The organism is Aeromicrobium massiliense JC14, assembly GCF_000312105.1.
Taxonomy (GTDB): Bacteria; Actinomycetota; Actinomycetes; order Propionibacteriales; family Nocardioidaceae; genus Aeromicrobium; species Aeromicrobium massiliense.
Window position 1 is genome coordinate 891612 of sequence record NZ_HE978637.1, and the last position, 21612, is coordinate 913223.

The following is a 21612-nucleotide window of genomic DNA, read 5'->3' on the forward strand; positions in this document are numbered from 1 at the left end:
ACCGCGAAGGCGGGCCCAGGATCATCCTGGGCCCGCCCTCGTGCGTCTGGCGGTGCTCAGCGCGACTCGATGGCGTCCAGCAGCTTGGTCATGCGCTTGAGCGAGATCGGGTGCGCGGTGCGCAGGTCCTGGGCCCACAGACCGATCCGCAGCTCCTCCAGCGCCCAGCGCGCGTGCCGCACGTCCGGCTCCTGGCGCTGCCACGGCCGCAGCCGGTCGCTGATCGCGTAGAAGCGGGCCTCGAGGTCCTGCACGTCGGGCAGGTGCGGGTGCGTGCCGGCGGTGAGCAGGCGACGCATCGCCTCCAGGTAGAGCGGCATCCGGCGCACGTGGGTGAGGCCGGCGTCCCGGACGAAGCCCGGGTACAGGAGCCACGACAGCTGCACCTTCGCGTCCTCGGCCGCGTCGGAGGTGCCGGTCACGGGCACCACGTCGCCCAGCTTCTGCAGCGTCTGGACGACGCCGCGCAGCACCTGCTCGGCGACGTCGAACACGTCCGCCCGCACCTGCTCGCGCAGCAGCTCGAACTCCGCCTCGTCCCACGCCGGGCCGCCGTGGCGGACCACGAGCTCGTCCAGCGCGGCCAGGAAGCAGTCCTCGATCACCGCCGCCGCGTCGGCGTAGGGCCCGGTCGAGAGCAGCAGCTTGGTGCGCACGTCCAGCGTGCGGCCCAGCTGAGGCACCGGGGTCGCCACGACGTACGAGAGCAGCCGGGCCTGCGCCTTGACCATGGCGGCACGCTGCTCGCCCTCGGTCTCGAGCACGCGCAGCGCGACGCCGGCCTGCGCGCCCTCGTCGACCAGCGCCGGGTAGCCGGTGACCTGTCCCGCGGTGATGGCGCGCTCGATGGTGCCGACGTCCCAGCGGGTGATGCCGGTGCGCTCCTCGGCCTTGGCGGTCTCGGTCAGGTCGGCGCGCAGGTGGTCGCGCAGACGCACGCGCAGCTCGTCGAGCGAGTCGCCGCGGGCCAGCTCGTCGCCGTCCTCGACCACGCGGTACGTCATGCGCAGGTGGGGCGGCAGCGACGACCAGTCGAAGTCGGACGGCTCGACGACCACGCCGGTCTGGAGCCGGACCTGTCGCGCCAGCGCGGTGCCCAGGTCGCCGTCGGCCGGGTCGAGCGCGGGCGCCAGCGTCGCGGCGTGCTGCGGCGCGGGCACGAGCTGGCGGCGCAACTGCTTGGGCAGGCTGCGGATGAGCGCCGCGACCAGCTCGGTGCGCTGGCCCGGGACGCCCCACGCGAACTCGCCCTCCGAGACCTGCAGCAGCCGCTCCAGCGGGATGTCGACCGTCACGCCGTCCTCGACGACGCCGGGCTCGAAGCGGTAGGTCAGGGGGTAGGCCGCGCCGTCGGAGAACCACTCGGTCGGGTAGAGCTCGTCGACGTCCACGTCGACGTCGTCGGCCAGCAGCATGGACGGGTCGAACGTGAGCAGCTCGGGCTGCTCGAGCTTGGCCTTCTTCCACCAGGCGTCGAAGTGGCGGGCCGAGACGACGTCGGCCGGCACACGCTCGTCGTAGAAGGCGAACAGCGTCTCGTCGTCCACGCGCAGGCCGCGGCGGCGCAGCCGGTCCTCCAGCTCGCCGACCTCGTCGAGGAACGCGCGGTTGCGCTCGAAGAACCGGTGGTGCGTGCGCCACTCGCCCTGCACGAGCGCGTGCCGGATGAACAGCTCGCGCGAGACGACCGGGTCGACCTTGCCGTACTGCACGAGCCGGTCGGCCACGAGCGGGACGCCGTAGAGCGACACCCGCTCGCGGGCCATCACCGCGCCGCGCTTGGTCGACCAGTGCGGCTCGCTGTAGCTGCGCTTGACCAGGTGCTCGCCGGCCTTCTCGGCCCACTCGGGCTGGATCTTGGCCACGTCGCGGGCCCACAGCCGGCTCGTCTCGACCAGCTCGCCGGCCATGACGAGCCGCGGCGGCTTCTTGGCCAGGCCCGAGCCCGGGAAGATGGCGAACTTCGCGTTGCGTGCGCCGAGGTACTCGCGGGTGTCGCCCTCGCGCAGGCCCACGTGCGACAGCAGGCCGTGCAGCAGGGCCTGGTGGACGGCGTCGGGGTCGGCGCCGTTGCGACCCGGCTTCATGCCGAGCTCCTTGACCGTGCGGCGCAGCTGGGAGTGCACGTCGTGCCACTCGCGGATGCGCAGGTAGTGCAGGAACTCGTCGCGGCACATGCGCCGGAAGGCCGAGTGGCTCATGAGGTCGCGCTGCTCGCGCAGGTACGTCCAGAGGGTCAGGTACGACAGGAAGTCCGAGTCGGGCTCGCGGAAGCGCGAGTGCTTCTCGTCGGCCGCCTGCTGGTGCTCGAGCGGACGCTCACGCGGGTCCTGGATGCTCAACGCCGACACGATGACCAGGACGTCGGCCAGGCAGCCGAGCCGGTCGGCGGCCAGCACCATGCGGGCCATGCGCGGGTCGAGCGGCAGGCGGGCGAGCGTGCGGCCCAGCCTCGTCAGCCGCGGGGTGCCGTCGCGGCCGTGGACGATCGCGCCGAGCTCGGTGAGCAGCACGACGCCGTCGCCCACCGCCCGCGAGTCCGGCTTGTCCAGGAACGGGAAGGACTTGACGTCGCCGAGCTCGAGGTCGGCCATCTGCAGCAGCACCGACGCCAGGTTGGTGCGCTGGATCTCGGGGTCGGTGAACTCCGGACGGCTCTCGTAGTCCTCCTCGGAGTACAGCCGGATGCAGATGCCCTCCGCGACACGGCCGCAGCGGCCGGCGCGCTGCCGGGCGGACGCCTGCGAGACCGGCTCGATCGGCAGGCGCTGCACCTTGAGCCGCTGGCTGTAGCGCGAGACGCGGGCGAATCCGGGGTCGACGACGTAGCGGATGCCCGGCACGGTCAGCGACGTCTCGGCCACGTTGGTGGCCAGCACGATGCGCCGGCCCCCGCTCGGCGCGGCGAAGATCTTCTGCTGGTCCTGCGTCGACAGGCGTCCGTACAGCGGCAGGATCTCGGTGCGCGGCCACTTCTTGCCCTGCAGGTGCTCGGCGGTGTCGCGGATCTCGCGCTCGCCGGACAGGAAGACGAGCACGTCGCCCTCGCGCGGCAGCTCGGTGATCGCGTCGGCGATGGCCTGGAGCGGGTCGCCGTCCTCGCGCTCGACGAACGGGCGGTAGCGCATCTCGATCGGGAACGTGCGGCCGCTGACCTCGATGATCGGCGCTCCGCCGAACATCTCGGCGAACCGCTCGACCGCGATGGTGGCCGAGGTGATGACGACCTTGAGGTCAGGACGCCGGGGGAGCAGCTGGACCAGGTAGCCCAGCAGGAAGTCGATCGCCAGGCTCCGCTCGTGGGCCTCGTCGATGATGATCGTGTCGTAGCGGCTCAGCTCGCGGTCGTGGCTGAGCTCGGCCAGCAGCAGGCCGTCGGTGAGCAGCGTGATCGCGTCGCCGCGCTGGTCGTCGAAGCGCACCGCGTAGCCGACCTCGGTGCCGAGCTCGACGCCGCACTCGTCGGCGATGCGCTTGGCGACCGAGCGGGCGGCGATGCGCCGCGGCTGGGTGTGCGCGATCGCGCGGCGGCCGAGCTCGTAGGCGATCTTCGGCAGCTGCGTGGTCTTGCCCGAGCCGGTCTCGCCGGCCACCACCACGACCTGGTGGTCGCGCAGCGCCGCCGCGATCTCGTCGTGGCGGTCGGTGATCGGGAGCGCGGGGTCGTACTCGATCCGCATCGTGCTCTCCGTCGTGCTCATCAGCGCAGTCCCAAGGTGTCGGCCAGCAGGGCGTACCCGACGAACGCGACGACGTCCAGGATCGTGTGGGCGACGATCAACGGCCACAGCCGTCCGGTCCGCAGGTAGAACCATCCCAGCAGAAGCCCCATCGCGACGTTCCCCAGCCCCTGCCCCACGCCCTGGTAGAGGTGGTACGAGCCGCGCAGCAGGGCGGCGACGACGACGATCGCGACCGGGCCCCGGCGCAGCTGGCGCAGGCGGGTGAACAGGTACCCGACGACCACGACCTCCTCGAGGACCGCGTTCTGCACGGCCGACAGGACGAGGACGGGCACGGTCCACCAGTGCGCCGACAGGTCGCTGGCCACGACGTCCGCGGTGACGCCCAGCGCGCGTCCGGCGAAGTAGACGCCGAGACCGGGGATGCCGATGACCGCCGCCAGCAGTGCGCCCCAGGCGACGTCGTGGCCGGGACGGTCGCCGAGCAGCCCGAGCCGTTCACGGACGCGGGGGAGCGTCGGGTCCCAGCGCCGGTCGGCCGAGAGCAGGTACAGCGCCAAGGCGACGGGGACGAGGGCGAACCCGATGCTGAGCAGGTTCAGCACCAGGTCGAGCCACGCGTTCGTGTCGCGGGTGGGATTGAGCGTGGCGGTCGAGCCGCCGACGCCCGCGTCCGACAGCGCCTTGCGCAGCAGGCTGACCACGGCGTAGACCGCGGACTGGCCCAGGGACAGGCCCAGGACGATCCAGACCTCCGCCCGCAGCGCTCGGCGCGGGACGGTGGTCACAGCGAGTTCGTCGCGAAGGTGTCGCACGCCCCGATGGTGCCCGACTCGTACCCGGCGATGAACCACCGCTGGCGCTGCTCGCTCGAGCCGTGCGTCCAGGAGTCCTGGTTCACCGAGCCGCCGCCGAGCTCGGACTGGATGTGGTCGTCGCCCACGGCGGCCGCGGCCGACAGGGCCGAGTCGATGTCGCGCCGGGTGAGCGGCTCGATGAGCGTCACCCCCTGGTCGTCCTGCGTGGACGCCGCGTGGTCGGCCCAGACCCCGGCGAGGCAGTCGGCCATGAGCTCGATGCGTACGCCGTTGCTCGTGGCGCCGGTGCGGCCGTCCTGGTACTTGCTGAGGATGCCCAGGACGTTCTCGACGTGGTGGCCGTACTCGTGCGCGACCACGTACATCTGGGCGAGGGTGCCGCCGTCGGCCCCGTAGGTGCTCGACAGCTGGTCGAAGAACGACGCGTCGATGTAGACCCGCTCGTCGGTCGGGCAGTAGAACGGCCCGGTCTGGTTGGACGCCGTGCCGCACGGCGACTGGGTCGCACCGGAGTAGATGACGGTGCGGGCGTCGCGGTACTGACGTCCGACGTCGGCCGGGAGCGCGTCGCGCCAGTAGTCCTGGACGCTGTTGACGGTGCCGACGATGCGGCAGTCGTCGTACTGGTTGGCGTCGGCGCCGGTCTTGCAGTGGGAGAAGTCGCCGCTGCTGCTGGAGACGGTGCTCGTCTCGAACGGGTTCGTCGAGCCGCCGCCGGTGAGGCCGGACAGGTCGACGCCGAGGAACGCGCCGATCAGCAGGATGACGACGCCACCGATGCCGCCGCCGATGAGGGCGCCACCGCGTCCGCCGCCGCCGCTGACCTGGCTGGTGTCGAGTCCCGCATCGTCGTTGAAGCTCACCCCTCGGATCGTAGTGAGCCGAGCCCATCCCGGCCCGCCGAGCGCCGCCCACCCCGCAGGCCGGGTGCCGCGCCGGTGACCCTGCGTCCACGGCCCTGCGCTGGACGCAGGGTCACCGCCCGGGCGGACCGGCGGACGCCAGGTCATCGCTCGGCCGTAGGGATCGGGTGTGACGCTTTCGACGGGCTGGGGTGGTGGGGTGCGCCCTACGGTGGCCCGGTGACGTCCTTCGCCGTGCCGGCCGCGATGTCGGCCTCCGACCAGAACCGCCGCCGTGGGCTGCGCCGCATGCGCATCGTGGCCACCGGCCTGCTGCTGCTCGCCGCCGTCGTCTACGTCGCCACCCACGGCCAGGACGGTTGGCAGGGATACGTGAACGCGGCCGCGGAGGCGGCCATGGTCGGCGCCGTGGCCGACTGGTTCGCGGTCACCGCGCTGTTCCGTCACCCGCTCGGTGTGCCGGTGCCGCACACGGCGATCATCCCGCGCAAGAAGCAGATGCTCGGCGAGAGCCTGCAGGAGTTCGTCACCGACAACTTCCTGCACGAGGACGTCGTCCGCGCCCGCCTGGCCGATGCCCGGGTCAGCGAGCGCGTCGGCGCCTGGCTCAGCGAGCCCGAGCACGCGCACCGACTCGTCCAGATCGGGTCACGGGTCACGGCCGACGCGCTGGCCAGGGTCAAGCCCGACGACGTCAAGGCCGTCGTCGACGCCGCGATCGTGCCGCGGCTGCGCGAGGAGGAGCTCGGTCCGGTGGCCGGCCAGCTGCTCGAGTCCGTGCTGGCCGACGACGCCCACCGCGGCCTGGTCGACCTCGCGCTCGCCGAGCTGGAGCGCTGGCTCGTCGACCACGCCGGCGACGTCGCGGCGATCATCGAGCAGCGGGCCCCCGCCTGGACGCCCCAGTGGCTCGACCGGCGCGTCGCCGGCTGGGCGCAGGACCAGGCCCTGGAGTGGGTGCGCGACATCGTCCGCGACCCGCAGCACCGCGTGCGCCGGGCGCTGGACGGCTACCTGGCGACGCTCGCCGACGACCTGCAGCACGACCCGGCCACCCGCGAGCGGGCCGAGCGGCTCAAGGCCCGCGTGCTCGACCAGCCGCAGGTCACCGTCACCGCCGTCCGGCTGTGGGACGCCCTGCGCCGGGCCCTGGTCGAGGCGCTCGAGCAGCCGGACGGCCCGCTGCGCGCCCGGGCGGTCGCCGAGCTCACCGCGCTGGGGGAGCGGCTCAGCACCGACGCGGCCTTCGCCCAGCGGGCCGACGACCTGCTCGCCGACGGCGCCGCCTACGTCGTGGACCGCTACGGGCACGAGCTCGCCTCGGTCATCTCGGCGACGGTCGACCGCTGGGACGGGAAGGAGACGGCCGAGCGCATCGAGCTGCACGTCGGTCGCGACCTGCAGTTCATCCGGATCAACGGCACGGTGGTGGGCGGGCTCGTCGGTCTGCTCATCCACGCGATCGGGTCGACGTTCTGATCGTCCCCACCTGTGGACGGACCTGTGGGTGGAGCGTGCACAACCGGGTCCTGCCTGTGGGCGGCGAGCGCCAGCCTGTGGGCGTCCGGTGGACCGGCGTCCGGTCTCCGCCTTTCTTCGGCAAACTGCTTGCGCCGGAGGGTGCCCGGCCCCTAGAAAGGAACCACGCTCCGGTCCGCCGGAGCGCGTAGGCAGCGGGGACATCGCATCCCAGTCGCCACGGTTTTGCCCCCTGACGCGCGCCGCCGGTGATGCGGACGGTCGGGACCGATGACAGCCGCTGCCGGATCCGGGCGAGAGACATCACGCTCGCTCGTGACGGGGCCCCGAGAGCTCATACCTCCCGGGGCCCCTCCGTCGTCCTGGGGACGCGTGAGGGGGACCCGGGTTTGGGAGCCCCGAGCGAGGTTTGGTAGTCTTCGGGAGTTGTCACAGCGGGTTCGCAAGAGCCCGAGTCCGGGTGGCGGAATAGGTAGACGCGCTAGCTTGAGGTGCTAGTGCCCGTATAGGGCATGGGGGTTCAAGTCCCCCCTCGGACACAGCAGAGCAGGTCCCCGATCATCGGGGGCCTGCTCTTTTCTTTCCCCGCGAGGGGCCTCAGCCGCGCGACGCCAGCAGGCCCGCCACCATGGCCCGCAGGCCCACGGCGAAGGCGGCGTCCGCGCTGCGCTTCCCGGTCGCCCGCTGCGCGCCTACCGCGTCCTCGAACTGCGGCAGGGTGCCGGCGTGCTCGCCGGGGTCGAAGATGTCCGCCGGCGCCGTCGCGTCGAGCGCGGAGCCGAAGACGAAGGACTCCAGCGCGACGATGGCGGGAACGATCGCCTCCCGCGGCCACCCGGCCCGGACGAACCCGGCGGTGACCGACTCGTACATCTCGAGCAGACGTCGTGAGCTCGAGACCGGCATGACCGCGATGAGCGGGATCAGCGGCGCGTGGTCGGCGAACACGTCGCGGTAGGTCTGAGCCCAGCGCACGAGCGCCTCGTCGAGCGGACGGGTGGCGAACAGCGAGTGGTCCACGCCGTCCATCACCAGCTCCTGGATCCACTGCAGCAGCTCCTGCTTGGAGCCGACGTGGTTGTAGAGCGCGGACGGGGCGACGTCCAGCGCCCTCGCGACCGCCGACATGGTGAGGCCGGCGTACCCGTGGGCCGACACGACGTCCAGCGCGGCCCGCGCGATGAGCCGGCGGTCGAGCACGCCGGACGCCGGCCGTCCGGCTCGACGCCGACGTGCCGGAGCCGGACCGGTGGTGGGCTGGCTCACGGTCGCCTCCTGACGGGGATGTGCGTGATGCGGGACACGTCGGCTACTATCGCAGGCGCAGTTAAATGAATCCAGTTCATTTAGATCCTCCCAGGAAGAAGGCATCATGCGATTCCTCGAGCGCGACGTCGTCGTGGTCGGCGCCGGCCCGTCCGGTCTCACCGCGGCCCATGAGCTGCGCAAGGCGGGACGGACGGTGGCGGTGCTCGAGGCCCGCGACCGCGTCGGCGGCCGGACGTGGACCGAGCGGATGGACGGCGCGACGATCGAGATCGGCGGCCAGTGGGTCTCGCCGGACCAGACCGCGCTGTACTCGCTGATCGACGAGCTCGGCCTGGAGACGTTCGAGCGCTACCGCGAGGGCGCGTCGGTCTACGTCGCCGCGGACGGCACCCGCACGGTCTTCACCGGGGACGACTTCCCGCTGGCCGACCCGACGGTCGCGCAGATGCGGTCCCTCGTCGCGGCGATCGACGCCGTCGTCGCCGAGGTCGACCCCGACGCGCCCTGGGACCACCCCCGCGCCGAGGAGCTCGACCGCATCTCCTTCCACGACTGGCTGCGGACGCTCTCGCCCGACGAGGAGGCGTGCGCCAACGTCGCGCCGTTCATCGCCGGCGGCATGCTGACCAAGCCGGCCTACGCCTTCTCGGCGCTGCAGGCGCTGCTCATGGCGGCGTCCGCCGGGTCGTTCTCGAACCTCGTGGACGAGGACTTCATCCTCGACCGCCGTGTGGTCGGCACGATGCAGGGCGTGTCCCTGGCGCTGGCCGAGCGCCTGGGCGACGACGTCCACCTCGCGAACCCCGTGCTGCGGCTCGAGTGGTCCGAGGACGGCGTCGTGGCGCACGGCGCGGACGTGACGGTGAAGGCTCGCAAGGTCGTGCTCGCGGTGCCGCCGAACCTGTACTCGCGCATCTCCTACGACCCGCCGCTGCCTCGCCGCCAGCACGTGACGCACCAGCACCAGTCGATGGGCCTGGTCATCAAGATCCACGCCGTCTACGACCGCCCGTTCTGGCGCGAGCAGGGCCTGTCGGGCACGGGCTTCGCCCCGGCCGGCGTGGTGAGCGAGGTCTACGACAACACCTACGTCGGCGAGTCCACCGGCACGCTCGTCGGGTTCATCTCCGACCTGCGCGCCGACGAGATGTTCGCGCTGGCGCCCGAGGACCGCAAGGCCGCCGTGCTGCGGAGCGTCGCCTCGTTCCTGGGTGACGAGGCCCTCGACCCGGTCGTCTACTACGAGTCCGACTTCGCCTCCGAGGAGTGGACGCGCGGCGCCTACGCCACCAGCTACGACCTGGGCGGGCTCCACCGGTTCGGTCCCGACCAGCACCAGAACGTCGGTCCGATCTACTTCTCCTCGTCCGACCTGGCCGGCGAGGGGTACCAGCACGTCGACGGCGCCGTCCGCATGGGCCGGCGCACCGCGGCGCGCATCGTCGCGGCGCTGGACGGCACCACGCCCGACCCGGACCTCGACGGCGCCACCTCGCCGTTCGGTGCCCTCACCTCGAAGGGGGCCTGACCATGCGTTGGCTCGTCGGGTACACCGCGGACGACCGCGGCGCCGAGGCGATCGCCCTGGCCTGCGCGCTCGGCGGACCCGGCGCCCACCTGGACCTGGCCATCGTGCTGCCCGAGCACACTCCGTTCTCGGCCGTCTACCCCGGCAGCGACCACGGGTACTCCTCCGTGCTGGCCGACCAGGTCGACGCCTGGGCCGAGGAGGCGCTGGCCCTGGTGCCCGAGGGGTTCAGCGCCCGGGTCATGGCCCGCGCGGTCTCCTCGCCGGCCGAGGGACTCGTCGCGATGGCCCAGGAGACCGGCGCGCAGGCGATCGTCCTCGGCGGACGCAAGCGTCACGTCGCCGGGTTCTTCGCGCCCGGTGCCGTCGCCAGCGCCCTGCTGCACTCCTCGCCGATCCCCGTCGCCATGGGCTCCCCGGAGGCGGTCGCCTCGTTGGAGCAGGCCCAGGGACGGCTGGAGCGGTACACCGTCCTGGTCGGGAACCGGCCCGGCCACAAGGCGCTGCTGCGCTTCGCCGCCGAGTCGGCCGCTGCCCAGGGACTTCCCCTGCGCATCGTCTCCCTGCTGGCCCAGGACGAGCTGCCGGACGGTTCCGCGACCGTCGCGGAGCTCGTGGCCGCCGAGCGGGCCCGGGTCGCCGAGCTCGTCGCGGAGCTCGGGATCGACGCCGAGGTCACCGTGGCGTCCGGCAGCAGCATCGACGACGCCGTCGCCGAGCTGACCTGGAAGCCCGGGGAGATCGCCGTCGTCGGGTCCAGCCGGCTGGCGCGCAAGCGTCGTCTGTTCCTCGGCGCCACCGCCCAGCGGGTGCTGCGCACCCTGCCGGTCCCGCTGATGGTCGTCCCCAAGAGCTACAAGACCCCCACCTCGTCGTAGCAGCACCCACCCCAGGGCGCCGTCGACGTACGACGCCTCGGAGCGAAGGATCACCGACATGAGTCGTGCAGACAGCACCCTCGAGCCCGCCCCGCCGTCCGAGACCGGCCTGAGCAGCAAGGGCCTCAGCACCGGCACCGTCGGCGTGCTCGGCGCGGTCGTCATCGGCATCTCGTGCATCGCGCCGGCGTACACCCTGACCGCGGCCCTCGGCCCGACGGTGGCCGAGGTCGGGACCCAGCTGCCCGCCGTCTTCATCGCCGGGTTCCTGCCGATGCTGCTGGTCGCACTGGGCTACCGCGAGCTCAACCGTGCGATGCCCGACTCGGGCACGTCGTTCACCTGGGCCACGCGCGCGTTCGGGCCGTGGATCGGCTGGATGGGCGGCTGGGGCCTGATCGCCGCCACGATCATCGTGCTGTCGAACCTGGCGGCGGTGGCGGTGGACTTCTTCTACATCATGCTCGGGCAGGTCACGGGGAACGACGACCTCGCCGACCTGACCACGAACCTGTGGATCAACATCCCGACCACGCTCGTGTTCATCGCCGCCGCCTGCTGGATCTCCTACCGCGGCATGGAGGCGACCAAGGCGTTCCAGTACGTCCTGGTGACGTTCCAGGTGGTGGTGCTCACCTGGTTCGCCGTGTCGGCGTTCGTCCACGTGAACAACGGCACGGCCTTCGACGCCACGCCGGTCTCCCTGGAGTGGTTCGACCCGACGGCGATCGAGTCGTTCGGCGCCTTCGCCGCCGGCGTCTCGCTGTCGATCTTTATCTTCTGGGGCTGGGACGTGACGCTCACGATGAACGAGGAGACCACGGACCCCGAGAAGGTCCCGGGCCGCGCCGCGACCCTGACGGTGCTGGTCATCATGGCGATCTACATGCTGTGCTCGGTGGCGGTCATCGCCTACGCGGGCATCGGCACGACGGGTCTGGGCGCGGGGAACCCCGACAACCAGGAGTCGATGTTCGCCGTCCTGGCCGAGCCGATCATGGGGCCGTTCGCGATCCTCATGTCGCTCGCGATCCTGTCGTCGTCGGCCGCGTCGCTGCAGTCGACCCTCGTCTCGCCGGCCCGCACGATGCTGGCCATGAGCCACTACAAGGCGCTGCCGTCCGGCCTGTCCCGCATCTCGCCGCGCTTCATGTCGCCGTCGGTCGCGACGATCACCGCCGGCGCGACGGCGGGCGGGTTCTACGTCATCACCCGCCTGCTCAGCGAGAACGCGCTGTGGGACACGATCACCGCGCTGGGCCTGATGATCTGCTTCTACTACGGCGTGACCGCGCTGGCGTGCGTCTGGTACTTCCGTCGCGAGGCGTTCTCCTCGGCGCGCAGCTTCGCCTTCAAGCTGCTCGCGCCGCTGCTCGGCGGCCTCATCCTCCTGGTGATGTTCGTCAGCACTGCCCGCGACTCGATGGACCCCGGGTACGGCTCGGGCTCGAGCGTCCTCGGCATCGGCACGGTCTTCGTCCTCGGCGCTGCAGTGCTGCTGCTGGGGGTCGTGATCATGGTCGTGATGCGCGTCCTCCAGCCCGGGTTCTTCCGCGGCGAGACCATCAAGCGACTGCGCTAGCCGGACGGCCGAGCCCGCCCGGGCACGGACGGCGCGAGCCCCGGACCCCTCGTGGGGGCCGGGGCTCCGTCGTTCGACCCGGACGTGCCTAGCCCGTCCGGGTGGTTCCGTGCCAAACCGGTCCGCCACCGGTGCCGACCTGGCACGCTGGCCGTACTCTCCGGGGAGGTCGAGCGTGGAAGCACTGGACATCGCGTCGCTGCGCATCAGCCTGGGCGTGGTCGTCCTGGCCGCCCTGGTGCTGTTCTACGTCGTCACCTACCGGGTGACGCGCGCCGCCTACGCCGCCCTGTGGTGCCTGGCGCTGCTGTCCATCGTGCTGGGCACGACGCTCCTCCTGGGCGTCGGAACGTCCGCCCAGGCGCTGGTGCTGCCGCCGGCGAACGCGCTGCTGCTCGGCGGCGCGATCGCGCTGTACGCCGGCGTCCGCCTCGTCGACGGCCTCACGGCGTCCTGGACCCTGGTGGTCCCGCCCGTGCTCGTCGCCGCCGTGACCGCCGCGGACGAGCCCGGAACGAAGGTCTGGGCGGGGGACTGGCTCTACCTCCCGCTGCTCGGCCTCGCCACCGGCGCGACCGCCGTGCACCTGTGGACCACCACCGGCCCCCGTGCGGGCCTGCGCCGGGCGCTCGCCTGCGCGATCGCCGTGGAGTCCGCGTTCTACCTCGTCCGTACGGTCTCGTTCCTGACGATGGGCCCGCAGGACGAGCGGTACGAGGTCCTGTTCGGTCCGGTGCCCGCCACGCTGGTCAACCTGGCCGTGCTCGTCGGCGGCGTGCTCGGCATGACCGCCCTGTCGACCGAGCAGCAGGTGCGCGAGCTACGCAGCCAGGCCACGCGCGACGGCCTGACCCAGCTGCTCAACCGCGCCGAGTTCGACCGTCGTGCGTCGATCGCCGTCGAGCGCATGCGCCGCGGCGGCATGCCCGGCACCCTCGTCATCGCCGACCTCGACCACTTCAAGGCGGTCAACGACACCTGGGGCCACGAGGAGGGTAACCGGGTGTTGTGCGCGTTCGCCGACGCCTGCCGCTCCGTGGTGCGGGCCTCCGACCTGGTGGCGCGGATCGGCGGCGAGGAGTTCGTCCTGCTGCTGCCCGGCTCGTCGCCGAAGGACGCCGAGCGCGTCGTCCGTGAGCTGCGGGCGCGGTTGTGCGCCCTGCCGATGCCCGACCCGGCCCTGCAGGTGACTGCGAGCTACGGCGTCGTGTCGACCACCGCCCACCGCGGGCTCCCGGCCGTGGTCGCCGCGGCCGACGCCGCGCTGTACCGGGCGAAGCGGGCCGGCCGCGACCGGCTCGGTCACGCCGACGCCGCCGATCGCACCCCCGGCGAGCTCGTCGAGCTGGCTTAGGCCACCTGCTCGCGCGAGCGGCGACGCAGCCCGGGCAGCAGCCGCAGGCGCGGCACCTCGGCCGACTCGGCCGCCACGGTGTCGAGCACGGCGGCAGCAGCCTCGTGCCCGGCCTCGACGAGCGCGTCGGTCTGGGTGAAGTCGGTCATCGGCACGTCCAGCTCGGGGAAGGTGAGCTGCACGACGCGGGTCTGCGGGCCCAGGTCGACGACGGGTCGCAGGCGCATCGACGCGCCCAGCGACATGATCAGCACGTCGATCGGGTTGCGCGGCGCCCGCGCCCGCACCGGCGGGCTGACGTTGAGCACGTAGACGGTCGTGGGCTCCAGGTCGACGGCACCGGCGAGCGGCACGTTGTCGGTGATGCCGCCGTCGACATGGATGGACTCCTCGCCGGTCAGCGGGCTGCTGAGCCGTACGGGCGGGAACACCGCCGGCAGGGCGGTGGACGCCAGCAGGACGTCCCGCAGCGCGCCGGAGTCGTGGTACGACGGCAGGCCCGAGCCGAGCTCGGAGGTCACGATGCGCACGGGGGTGGGCAGGTCCTCGACCCGCTCGAACGGCACCCAGTCGTCGATCAGGCCGGCCAGGTTCGCGTTGTCGTACAGGTACGGCCGCCGGCGCATCAGGTGACGTACGCGGGTGAGGGTGCCGCCGGGGAAGATCGTGCCGCCGCTGAGCCCGCGCCATCCCTCGTGCAGCTCGTCGACCCGGGCCGGCGTCGGGTCGCAGGACACGAAGGCGGCGTTGAGCGCGCCCACGGACGTGCCGACCAGGTGGTCGGGGACGATGTCGCGCTCGAGCAGGGCCCGCAGCATGCCGATCTGCGCGGCGCCGCGCGAGGCCCCGCCCGACAGCACCATCACGGTCCGGCCCTGCTCCGTCATGCGACCTCCTCGTCCGGGGACGGCGTCTTCCCTCGTGACTCGCAGTTCTACACCGAAGATGTCACGTTCACATGTCGAGCACGGCCCGCCGGGTTACGGGCGGGTGACAGGTCGGTGGGGCGGACGGGTTCGGCGCAGGTCGTCCGAGCCGGATCCCGCGACTCGCCACGAGGGACGGGCGGACCGTGCCATGATGCTGGCGCCGGCCGGGGACCACGGAGGATCCATGACGCTCGAGCTCGACCCCGCGACGCTGCGCGTGGCGCTGTGCCTCGTCCTGGTCACGACCCTGCTGCTCTTCTACGCGGTCACCTACCGGATCACCCGGGCGGCCTTCGTCGGGCACTGGTGCCTGGCCCTGCTGAGCATCGGCGGCGGGACGCTGCTGTACGTGCTCAACGGCACCCAGGCCCAGCGCTGGGCCAACCCGCTCGGCAACGCGGTGGTGGTGCTGGGCGTGACCTTCGCCGTCTCGGGAGCGCGCTCCCTGCGTGGCCTGCGCACACCGTCGTGGTTCCTGGCCGTCCCCCCGGTGGCGGCCCTGGCCGCGTCCTGGTGGGACGACGCGGAGACGAACGTGTGGTCCGGCGCGGAGGTCGTGCTCGGGCTCGTCGGCGTCCTGTCGTGGATCGCGGCCGCGACGCTGTGGACCGACCGCCGCGGTGACGTCGCCCGGCTGCAGCGCGTGGTCGGTGCGGCCGGCGCCCTGTTCGGCACCTACTACCTCCTCCGCCTGGTGTTCTTCGTGCTTCTCGGCCCGGACGACGCGTTCTTCCGGCGCACGTTCGGCGCCGTGCCCACGACGCTCGCGATCCTCGTCCTGCTCATCGCGATCACCTTCACCGTCGCCGCGCTGCACACCGAGCAGCAGACGATGGACCTGCAGGTGCGGGCCAGCCGGGACGGGCTGACCGGCCTGCTCAACCGGCAGGAGTTCCTGCGCCTGGCCGAGGTCGAGGCGCGGCTGCTGGCCCGGGCGCGTCGGCCCGCGGCCGTCGTCCTGGTCGACATCGACCACTTCAAGCAGGTGAACGACCAGCACGGGCACGACGCCGGCGACCAGGTGCTGCGCTCGTTCGCCACGAGCAGCCGGCAGGCCCTGCGCTCGACCGACCTGCTCGGGAGGTACGGCGGCGAGGAGTTCGTGTTCCTGCTGCCGGGCGCCAGCACCGCGGAGGCCGAGCACGTCATGCAGGACGTGCGCCTGCACGTCACGGGAGCGGGACACGACGGGCCGCCGGTGACCGCCAGCTTCGGCGTGGCGCCGCTGGAGCCGGGGGAGAGAGTCGAGGAGGCCATCGCCGCGGCCGACGCGGCGCTCTACCGCGCGAAGGCGCAGGGACGCGACCGGGTGGTCGTCGCGGAGGGCTGACCGGGCGCGATCAGCCGAGCGCCAGCTCGGCCTCGAGGTCCTCGAGCTCGTCCAGCAGGGCGCGCAGCTCGGCGCTCCCGGGGTGCTCGGCGGTGCGGAGGTCAGCCACGAGGGACAGCACCTCGTCGCGTCGCCAGCGGGCCTCGGCCGCGGCCAGGGGATCGATCGTCACACCCTCCATCGTCGGCCTGCGGACCAAGCAGATGAGGGATTTTCGGCCCCGGCGAGTCTGTGACGTCGATCGTCACAGCGCCGACGGGCTCAGCGACCCCGACGCCAGGCGCCGGTCGACCACAGCGCCCACAGGACGAGCAGGGGTTGGAACAGCAGCCGGACGCCGCGCTTGGCGTCCGAGTCCAGGCCGAAGGCGTCGGTGTGGGTGGCGTACTGGGAGATGTTGCCGGGGAAGATCGCGACGAAGAACGCCGCGAGCAGCCAGCCGACGGCGACCTTGCGGCGCCCGAGCAGCAGGGCCGCGCCACCGAGCGTGATCTCCACGACGCCGGAGACGACCACGACGGTGTCCTCGTCGAGCGGCGTCCAGCCCGGCACCTGCGCGCGGAACTCGTCGCGCGCGAACGTCAGGTGCGAGACGCCGGCGAGGACGAGGAACGAGCCCAGCGCGAGCCGGCCGATCGTCTGCGGGGCGGTCGTGCGCGGGTTCTCGTCGAGCGGCGTGAGCGGCATGGGCCGAGTCTGTCAGCGTCGGGGCCGCCCGGCACGCCGGCGCGTCGCGGCACCCGCGACAATGGGACGATGCGCCTCGTCGACCTGCTGCCCACCGGCACCACCACCGACGAGGACGTCGTCTACGACGCGTTCACGCAGTGGGTCGAGAAGCGCGGGCTCACGCTGTACCCGCACCAGGACGAGGCCGTGCTGGAGTGCCTGTCCGGCGCCAACGTCGTCCTGGCCACGCCCACCGGCTCGGGCAAGAGCCTGGTCGCCACCGGCGCGATGGCGGCCGCGCTCGCGCGCGGGGAGTGCAGCGTCTACACCGCCCCGATCAAGGCGCTGGTCAGCGAGAAGTTCTTCGACCTGTGCGAGGTGTTCGGCGCCGAGAACGTCGGCATGATCACCGGCGACGCCGCGGTCAACGCCGACGCCCCGATCATCGCCGCGACCGCCGAGGTGCTCGCCAACATGGCCCTGCGCGAGGGCGAGCAGACCGACGTCGGGCTGGTCGTGATGGACGAGTTCCACTACTACGCCGACCCCGACCGGGGCTGGGCGTGGCAGGTGCCGCTGCTGGAGCTGCCGCGGGCCCAGTTCCTGCTCATGTCGGCGACGCTGGGCGACACGACCCGGCTGCAGGAGCGACTCGCCGAGCGCACCGGACGTCCGACGGTCGCCGTCACCACCGCCGAGCGTCCGGTGCCGCTGGTCAGCGAGTACGTCATGTCGCCGGTGCAGGAGACGCTGGAGAACCTGGTCGAGACCCACCAGACGCCGGTCTACGTCGTCCACTTCACCCAGGCCTCGGCGCTGGAGCGCGCGCAGGCGCTCACCAGCGTCAAGGTGGCCACGCGCGAGGAGCGTGACGCGATCGCCGAGCAGATCGGCGACTTCCGCTTCACCTCCGCGTTCGGCAAGACCCTGTCGCGCCTGGTGCGCATGGGCATCGGCGTGCACCACGCGGGCATGCTGCCGCGCTACCGCCGGCTCGTCGAGACGCTCACCCAGGCCGGCCTGCTCAAGGTCGTCTGCGGCACCGACACCCTCGGCGTGGGCATCAACGTGCCGATCCGCACCGTGCTGTTCAGCGGGCTGAGCAAGTACGACGGCACCCGCCAGCGCCAGCTGCAGGTACGTGAGTTCCAGCAGATCGCCGGCCGGGCCGGGCGCGCCGGGTTCGACACCGTCGGGCACGTCGTGGTGCTCGCCCCCGAGCACGAGATCGAGAACGCCAAGGCGCTGGCCAAGGCCGGTGACGACCCCAAGAAGCGCCGCAAGGTCGTGCGCAAGAAGGCCCCCGAGGGCTTCGTGTCCTGGAACGAGACGACCTTCGAGAAGCTGGTGCACGGCACGCCCGAGCCGCTCGTCTCGCGCATGCGGGTCAGCCACGCGATGGTGCTCGACGTCGTGAGCCGTCCGGGCGACGCCCGGGCGTCCCTGGAGCGCATGCTGCGCGAGAGCGACGAGACGCCCGAGCGCCAGGACGCGCTGCTGGCCCAGGTCGACGAGATCCTCGACGCGCTGCTGACCGGCGGCGTCGTCGAGCGGATCGACCCGCCGGACGACGAGGGACGCACCCTGCGGCTCACCGTGGACCTGCAGGCCAACTTCGCGCTGAACCAGCCGCTGAGCCCGTTCGCCGTGGCCACCCTGGAGCTGCTCGACCCCGAGTCCGAGACCTTCGCGCTGGACGTCGTCTCGGTGCTGGAGGCCACCCTCGACGACCCGCGACCGATCATCTCCGCGCAGCGCTTCCGGGCCCGCGGCGAGGCGGTGGCCGAGATGAAGGCCGAGGGCATGGAGTACGAGGAGCGCATGGACGCCCTCGAGGACGTCGAGCACCCGCAGCCGCTGCGCGACCTGCTCGAGGCCGCGTACGAGACCTACCGCGCCGGCCACCCGTGGGTCGCCGACCACCAGCTGCGGCCCAAGTCGGTCGTGCGCGAGATGTGGGAGCGGGCGATGACCTTCTCCGAGCTCGTCTCCGAGTACGGGCTGGCGCGCTCGGAGGGCATGGTGCTGCGCTACCTGTCCGACGTCTACAAGACGCTCGTGCGCACCGTGCCCGAGCGCGTCCGCACCGAGGAGCTGGGCGACCTCACCGAGTGGCTCGGCGAGCTGGTCCGCCAGACCGACTCGAGCCTGCTGGACGAGTGGGAGCAGCTCGTCCACCCCGGCGAGGACGTGGCCGAGGTGCGGCCGCAGGCCGACGGCAGCGCTCCGCCGCGCCCGGTCACCGGCAACGCGCGAGCGTTCCGCGTGCTGGTGCGCAACGCCCTCTTCCGCCGGGTCGAGCTCGCCGCGCTCGGTCGCTGGGACGCGCTCGGTGACCTCGACGCCGAGGCGGGCTGGACCGCCGACGCCTGGCGTGAGGCGGTCGACGAGTACCTGGACGAGTACGAGTCGATCGGCACCGGTCCCGCGGCCCGAGGTCCGCAGCTGTTCATGGTCGCCGAGGAGGGCGACACCTGGCGCGTGCGCCAGACCTTCGACGACCCCGCGGGCGACCGCGACTGGGGCATCAGCGCCGAGGTCGACCTGCCGGCGTCCGACGCCGCGGGGGAGGCCGTCGTGCGGGTGCTGGACGTCGGCCCGGCCTGACCGCGCTCGAGGTGTGAGCCCCGCGGCCCCCGCCTAGCGTGGGGCCATGATGCGTTTCGGGTACACCCTCATGACCGAGCAGGCCCCGCCGCAGCGGCTCGTCCAGCACGCCGTCACCGCCGAGCAGGCCGGCTTCGACTTCGCCGTGAGCAGCGACCACTTCTTCCCGTGGGTCGACGAGCAGGGCCACAGCCCCAACGCCTGGGTGCTGCTCGGCGCCGTCGCCCAGGCGACCAGCACGCTCCCGCTGATGACCTACGTGACCGCGCCGATCATGCGCTACCACCCGGCGGTGGTCGCCCAGCAGGCCGCGACCCTGGGCATCCTCAGCGAGGGACGCTTCACGCTCGGGCTGGGCGCCGGCGAGAACCTCAACGAGCACGTCGTGGGCCGCGGCTGGCCGCCGGTCAACGTGCGGCACGAGATGTTCTCCGAGGCGCTCGACATCATCAACGCGCTCTTCGACGGCGGCTACGTGTCGTACCAGGGCAAGCACCTGAGCGTGGACTCGGCGAAGCTCTGGGACCTGCCCGAGCAGCGCGTCCCGATCGGCGTCGCGGTCAGCGGCGAGCAGTCGATCAGGGTCGGTGCTCCGCGGGCGGACGTCATGATCTCCACCGAGCCCGACCCGTCGCTCGCGCCGCTGTGGGACGAGCACGCGCGCGGTGGAGCGGGCGGGCGCAAGGTCGCGCAGCTGCCGATCGCGTGGGGCGCGGACGCCGAGGCCGCGAAGCAGCGGGCGCACGAGCAGTTCCGCTGGTTCGCCGGCGGCTGGAAGGTCAACGCCGAGCTTCCCGGGCCGGCCGGCTTCGCCGGGGCGACCCAGTTCGTCCGTCCCGAGGACGTGGCGGACCAGATCCCGTGCGGTGACGACGTCGACGCGGTCGTGGAGGCCGTGCGGCCGTTCGCCGAGGCCGGCTACACCGACCTGGCCCTGGTGCAGATCGGCGACGAGGCGCAGGAGGAGCTGTTCGACACCGGCGTGGCCCGCCTGCTGCCCGCCCTGCGCGAGGCGTTCGACGACTGAGCTAGGCCGAGGGCTCGCCGGCCGGCTCGACCAGGTCGGCGAGCTCGGGGTGCTCGTCGAGGTAGTGCCGCACGTACGAGCAGGTCGGGCGCACCCGGCGACCCGACGCGCGGACGTCCTGCAGCGCGGCACCGACCAGCTCGGCCGCCATGCCCTGCCCGGAGAACGCGTCGTCCACGACGGTGTGGTCCATGACCACGACGTCGCCCTCGACCCGGGCCTGGGTGAACCCGGCCTGCTCGCCGTCGACGTGGATCACGTAGCGCTGGCCGGTCTCGTCGTGCTCGATGGAGGTGCTCATGCGCCCACTGAACCTCAGGCCGGGGCCAGGCGCACGCGGCGGCCGGTGATGGCGGTCGAGCGCAGACGCACGAGCGTGGTGCGCTCGCCGGCGGCCCACGGCCGCAGGCCGCGGTCGCGCAGGGTGGCGGCGAGCTCGTCGTCGTGGACGACCTCGGCACGTCCGCGCAGCAGGATGCTCCAGCCGCTCTGGAAGGTGTCGTCGTGGTGGTCGACCTGGAACAGCACCTCGTCGGCGTCGGCGGACCGCGCGAGCAGGCCGTCGGCGAGCGTCAGCCAGAAGACGTCGCCGTCGAGCTCGCGGTAGTTCACCGGCACCAGCTGCAGCGCGCCGTCGTGGTCGACGAAGGCGATGCGCCCGACGACCCCGGCGCCCAGCAGCCGCCGGGCCTCGTCGGGGTCGAGGACGGTGGGTCCGTGCTCGCTCATGTCGCTCCTTCGTCGTCGGGGTCGAGGCCCAGCCGGGCCTGCTCGTGGCGGACCTCGGCCCGGGTGAGCGCGGCGTCGGCGGACTCCTGGGCCGTGACGGCCGTCTCGAGCTCCGCGCTGGCGTGCGCCAGGCGCTCGGTGAGGTCCTCGACGTCGCGCTGGGCCTGGGCCAGGCGCAACGAGGTCTCGTCGTAGGCGGTGCGGCTGATGGCCAGCTCCTGTTCGGCCGCGGCCAGCTCGCGCAGGGCGGCGGCTCGACGCCGCAGGGCCTCGCGCTCGGCGCGGTCGTCGGCCGGCTCGGCCGAGCGTCGGGAGGCACCGACCCGGGGCAGCTCGAGGGCGTCGGGCACGGCGACCGACTCGCGGACGTCGAGCGGCTCGAGCCCGGTGGCGACCAGGGGACGGACGAGCAGGCCCGAACGGGCCGCGACGGCGGCGCCCTCGTCGGACACCACGGCGCGCAGCGTGGCGTCGAGCTCGCGCAGGGCCACTGCGCCGATGCGCTGGCCGAGGACGCGTCCACGGCCGGTCGCGACCTGGACCGCCTCGGACATCAGGGTGCGGCGGCGGGCGTCGAGCGTCCGCCGGGCGGCGCGGTCGGTGCCGGCGCCGTCGCGCAGCTGCTCGCCGATGTCGGCCAGCTCCTCCAGCAGCGCCGGGCCGCCCTCGCCGAGCAGGTCGACGAGCCAGGCGGCCACGGAGGGCTTGGGCAGCCGCTTGACGGCGTCGGCGAGCTCCTTGTCGACCTCGCGCGCGGCCTTCACGGCGTCGTCGCGCGCGGCGGTGAAGTCGCTGAGCGGGGCGCGGTACAGCTCGCGCGCCACCTCGGCGACCTGCGCGGACGTCGTCATGGCGCCACCGTAGAGC

18 protein-coding genes and 1 tRNA gene are annotated in these 21612 nt (G+C 72.7%); 9 read left to right on the forward strand and 10 right to left on the reverse strand.

Annotated features, from left to right (window positions below; genetic code table 11):
- Window positions 1-56 precede the first annotated feature (56 nt).
- Genes hrpA through ypfJ form a run of 3 tightly spaced genes read right to left on the reverse strand, consistent with a single transcriptional unit; the run spans window position 57 to window position 5364 of the window.
- The gene (gene hrpA / locus HGAM_RS19030; RefSeq protein ID WP_019145660.1) at window positions 57-3701 is read right to left on the reverse strand and encodes an ATP-dependent RNA helicase HrpA; all 3645 of its coding nucleotides are present in this window, start codon (window positions 3699-3701) and stop codon (window positions 57-59) included.
- Window positions 3701-4471, reverse strand: a complete 771-nt coding sequence (locus HGAM_RS19035; protein ID WP_019145661.1) for a CPBP family intramembrane glutamic endopeptidase — start codon at window positions 4469-4471, stop codon at window positions 3701-3703. The genes hrpA and HGAM_RS19035 overlap by 1 nt, the downstream gene beginning before the upstream one ends.
- The gene (gene ypfJ, locus HGAM_RS11590) at window positions 4468-5364 is read right to left on the reverse strand and encodes a KPN_02809 family neutral zinc metallopeptidase (RefSeq protein WP_019145662.1); all 897 of its coding nucleotides are present in this window, start codon (window positions 5362-5364) and stop codon (window positions 4468-4470) included. The genes HGAM_RS19035 and ypfJ overlap by 4 nt, the downstream gene beginning before the upstream one ends.
- Window positions 5365-5583: 219 nt before the next feature.
- Between ypfJ and HGAM_RS11595 the strand changes: the two genes are divergently transcribed.
- Both HGAM_RS11595 and HGAM_RS11600 read left to right on the forward strand, forming a co-directional pair.
- Entirely contained in the window at window positions 5584-6843 is a 1260-nt protein-coding gene (locus HGAM_RS11595) for a DUF445 domain-containing protein (RefSeq protein ID WP_019145663.1), read from the forward strand.
- Window positions 6844-7297: 454 nt separating this feature from the next.
- A tRNA-Leu gene (locus HGAM_RS11600) sits at window positions 7298-7382 on the forward strand.
- A 58-nt stretch (window positions 7383-7440) separates the two neighbouring features.
- Here HGAM_RS11600 and HGAM_RS11605 read toward each other — a convergent pair.
- On the reverse strand, window positions 7441-8109 hold the full coding sequence (locus HGAM_RS11605) for a TetR/AcrR family transcriptional regulator (protein ID WP_019145664.1): 669 nt from the start codon (window positions 8107-8109) through the stop codon (window positions 7441-7443).
- A 106-nt stretch (window positions 8110-8215) separates the two neighbouring features.
- On the opposite strand from HGAM_RS11605, the gene HGAM_RS19040 reads away from it, so the two are divergent.
- The 4 genes from HGAM_RS19040 (at window position 8216) to HGAM_RS11625 (ending at window position 13454) form a co-directional block, all read left to right on the forward strand.
- The gene (locus tag HGAM_RS19040; RefSeq protein ID WP_019145665.1) at window positions 8216-9640 is read left to right on the forward strand and encodes a flavin monoamine oxidase family protein; all 1425 of its coding nucleotides are present in this window, start codon (window positions 8216-8218) and stop codon (window positions 9638-9640) included.
- Between the two features lie 2 nt (window positions 9641-9642).
- Window positions 9643-10518, forward strand: a complete 876-nt coding sequence (locus HGAM_RS11615) for a universal stress protein (RefSeq protein WP_019145666.1) — start codon at window positions 9643-9645, stop codon at window positions 10516-10518.
- 58 nt (window positions 10519-10576) lie between these two features.
- Window positions 10577-12100, forward strand: coding sequence for an APC family permease (locus HGAM_RS11620; RefSeq protein ID WP_019145667.1), 1524 nt, complete (start codon window positions 10577-10579; stop codon window positions 12098-12100).
- A gap of 175 nt (window positions 12101-12275) precedes the next feature.
- Window positions 12276-13454 (forward strand): GGDEF domain-containing protein, encoded by a 1179-nt coding sequence (locus HGAM_RS11625; RefSeq protein WP_019145668.1) that lies wholly within the window; start codon window positions 12276-12278, stop codon window positions 13452-13454.
- On the opposite strand, the gene HGAM_RS19045 is transcribed toward HGAM_RS11625, so the two are convergent.
- The gene (locus tag HGAM_RS19045) at window positions 13451-14341 is read right to left on the reverse strand and encodes a patatin-like phospholipase family protein (protein ID WP_019145669.1); all 891 of its coding nucleotides are present in this window, start codon (window positions 14339-14341) and stop codon (window positions 13451-13453) included. The genes HGAM_RS11625 and HGAM_RS19045 overlap by 4 nt on opposite strands.
- A 226-nt stretch (window positions 14342-14567) precedes the next feature.
- Between HGAM_RS19045 and HGAM_RS11635 the strand changes: the two genes are divergently transcribed.
- Complete coding sequence (locus tag HGAM_RS11635; RefSeq protein ID WP_019145670.1) at window positions 14568-15713, forward strand: GGDEF domain-containing protein; 1146 nt, start codon at window positions 14568-14570, stop codon at window positions 15711-15713.
- 10 nt (window positions 15714-15723) lie between these two features.
- Here HGAM_RS11635 and HGAM_RS20400 read toward each other — a convergent pair whose 3' ends face one another.
- On the reverse strand, window positions 15724-15885 hold the full coding sequence (locus HGAM_RS20400; protein WP_019145671.1) for a hypothetical protein: 162 nt from the start codon (window positions 15883-15885) through the stop codon (window positions 15724-15726).
- A gap of 89 nt (window positions 15886-15974) precedes the next feature.
- Window positions 15975-16400, reverse strand: coding sequence for a DoxX family protein (locus HGAM_RS11645; protein WP_019145672.1), 426 nt, complete (start codon window positions 16398-16400; stop codon window positions 15975-15977).
- Between the two features lie 69 nt (window positions 16401-16469).
- Between HGAM_RS11645 and HGAM_RS11650 the strand changes: the two genes are divergently transcribed.
- Together HGAM_RS11650 and HGAM_RS11655 are read left to right on the forward strand one after the other, a co-directional pair.
- Window positions 16470-18989 (forward strand): DEAD/DEAH box helicase, encoded by a 2520-nt coding sequence (locus HGAM_RS11650; protein ID WP_019145673.1) that lies wholly within the window; start codon window positions 16470-16472, stop codon window positions 18987-18989.
- 46 nt (window positions 18990-19035) lie between these two features.
- Window positions 19036-20016 carry a TIGR03557 family F420-dependent LLM class oxidoreductase gene (locus HGAM_RS11655; RefSeq protein ID WP_019145674.1) on the forward strand — a complete coding sequence of 327 codons (981 nt, stop codon included), beginning with the start codon at window positions 19036-19038 and terminating at the stop codon, window positions 20014-20016.
- A 1-nt stretch (window position 20017) separates the two neighbouring features.
- On the opposite strand, the gene HGAM_RS11660 is transcribed toward HGAM_RS11655, so the two are convergent.
- The 3 genes from HGAM_RS11660 to HGAM_RS11670 are packed head-to-tail and all read right to left on the reverse strand — an operon-like array spanning window position 20018 to window position 21596.
- Window positions 20018-20317 carry a GNAT family N-acetyltransferase gene (locus HGAM_RS11660; RefSeq protein ID WP_019145675.1) on the reverse strand — a complete coding sequence of 100 codons (300 nt, stop codon included), beginning with the start codon at window positions 20315-20317 and terminating at the stop codon, window positions 20018-20020.
- Between the two features lie 14 nt (window positions 20318-20331).
- Window positions 20332-20745 (reverse strand): pyridoxamine 5'-phosphate oxidase family protein, encoded by a 414-nt coding sequence (locus HGAM_RS19050; RefSeq protein ID WP_019145676.1) that lies wholly within the window; start codon window positions 20743-20745, stop codon window positions 20332-20334.
- The gene (locus HGAM_RS11670) at window positions 20742-21596 is read right to left on the reverse strand and encodes a hypothetical protein (protein WP_019145677.1); all 855 of its coding nucleotides are present in this window, start codon (window positions 21594-21596) and stop codon (window positions 20742-20744) included. The genes HGAM_RS19050 and HGAM_RS11670 overlap by 4 nt, the downstream gene beginning before the upstream one ends.
- Window positions 21597-21612 lie beyond the last annotated feature (16 nt).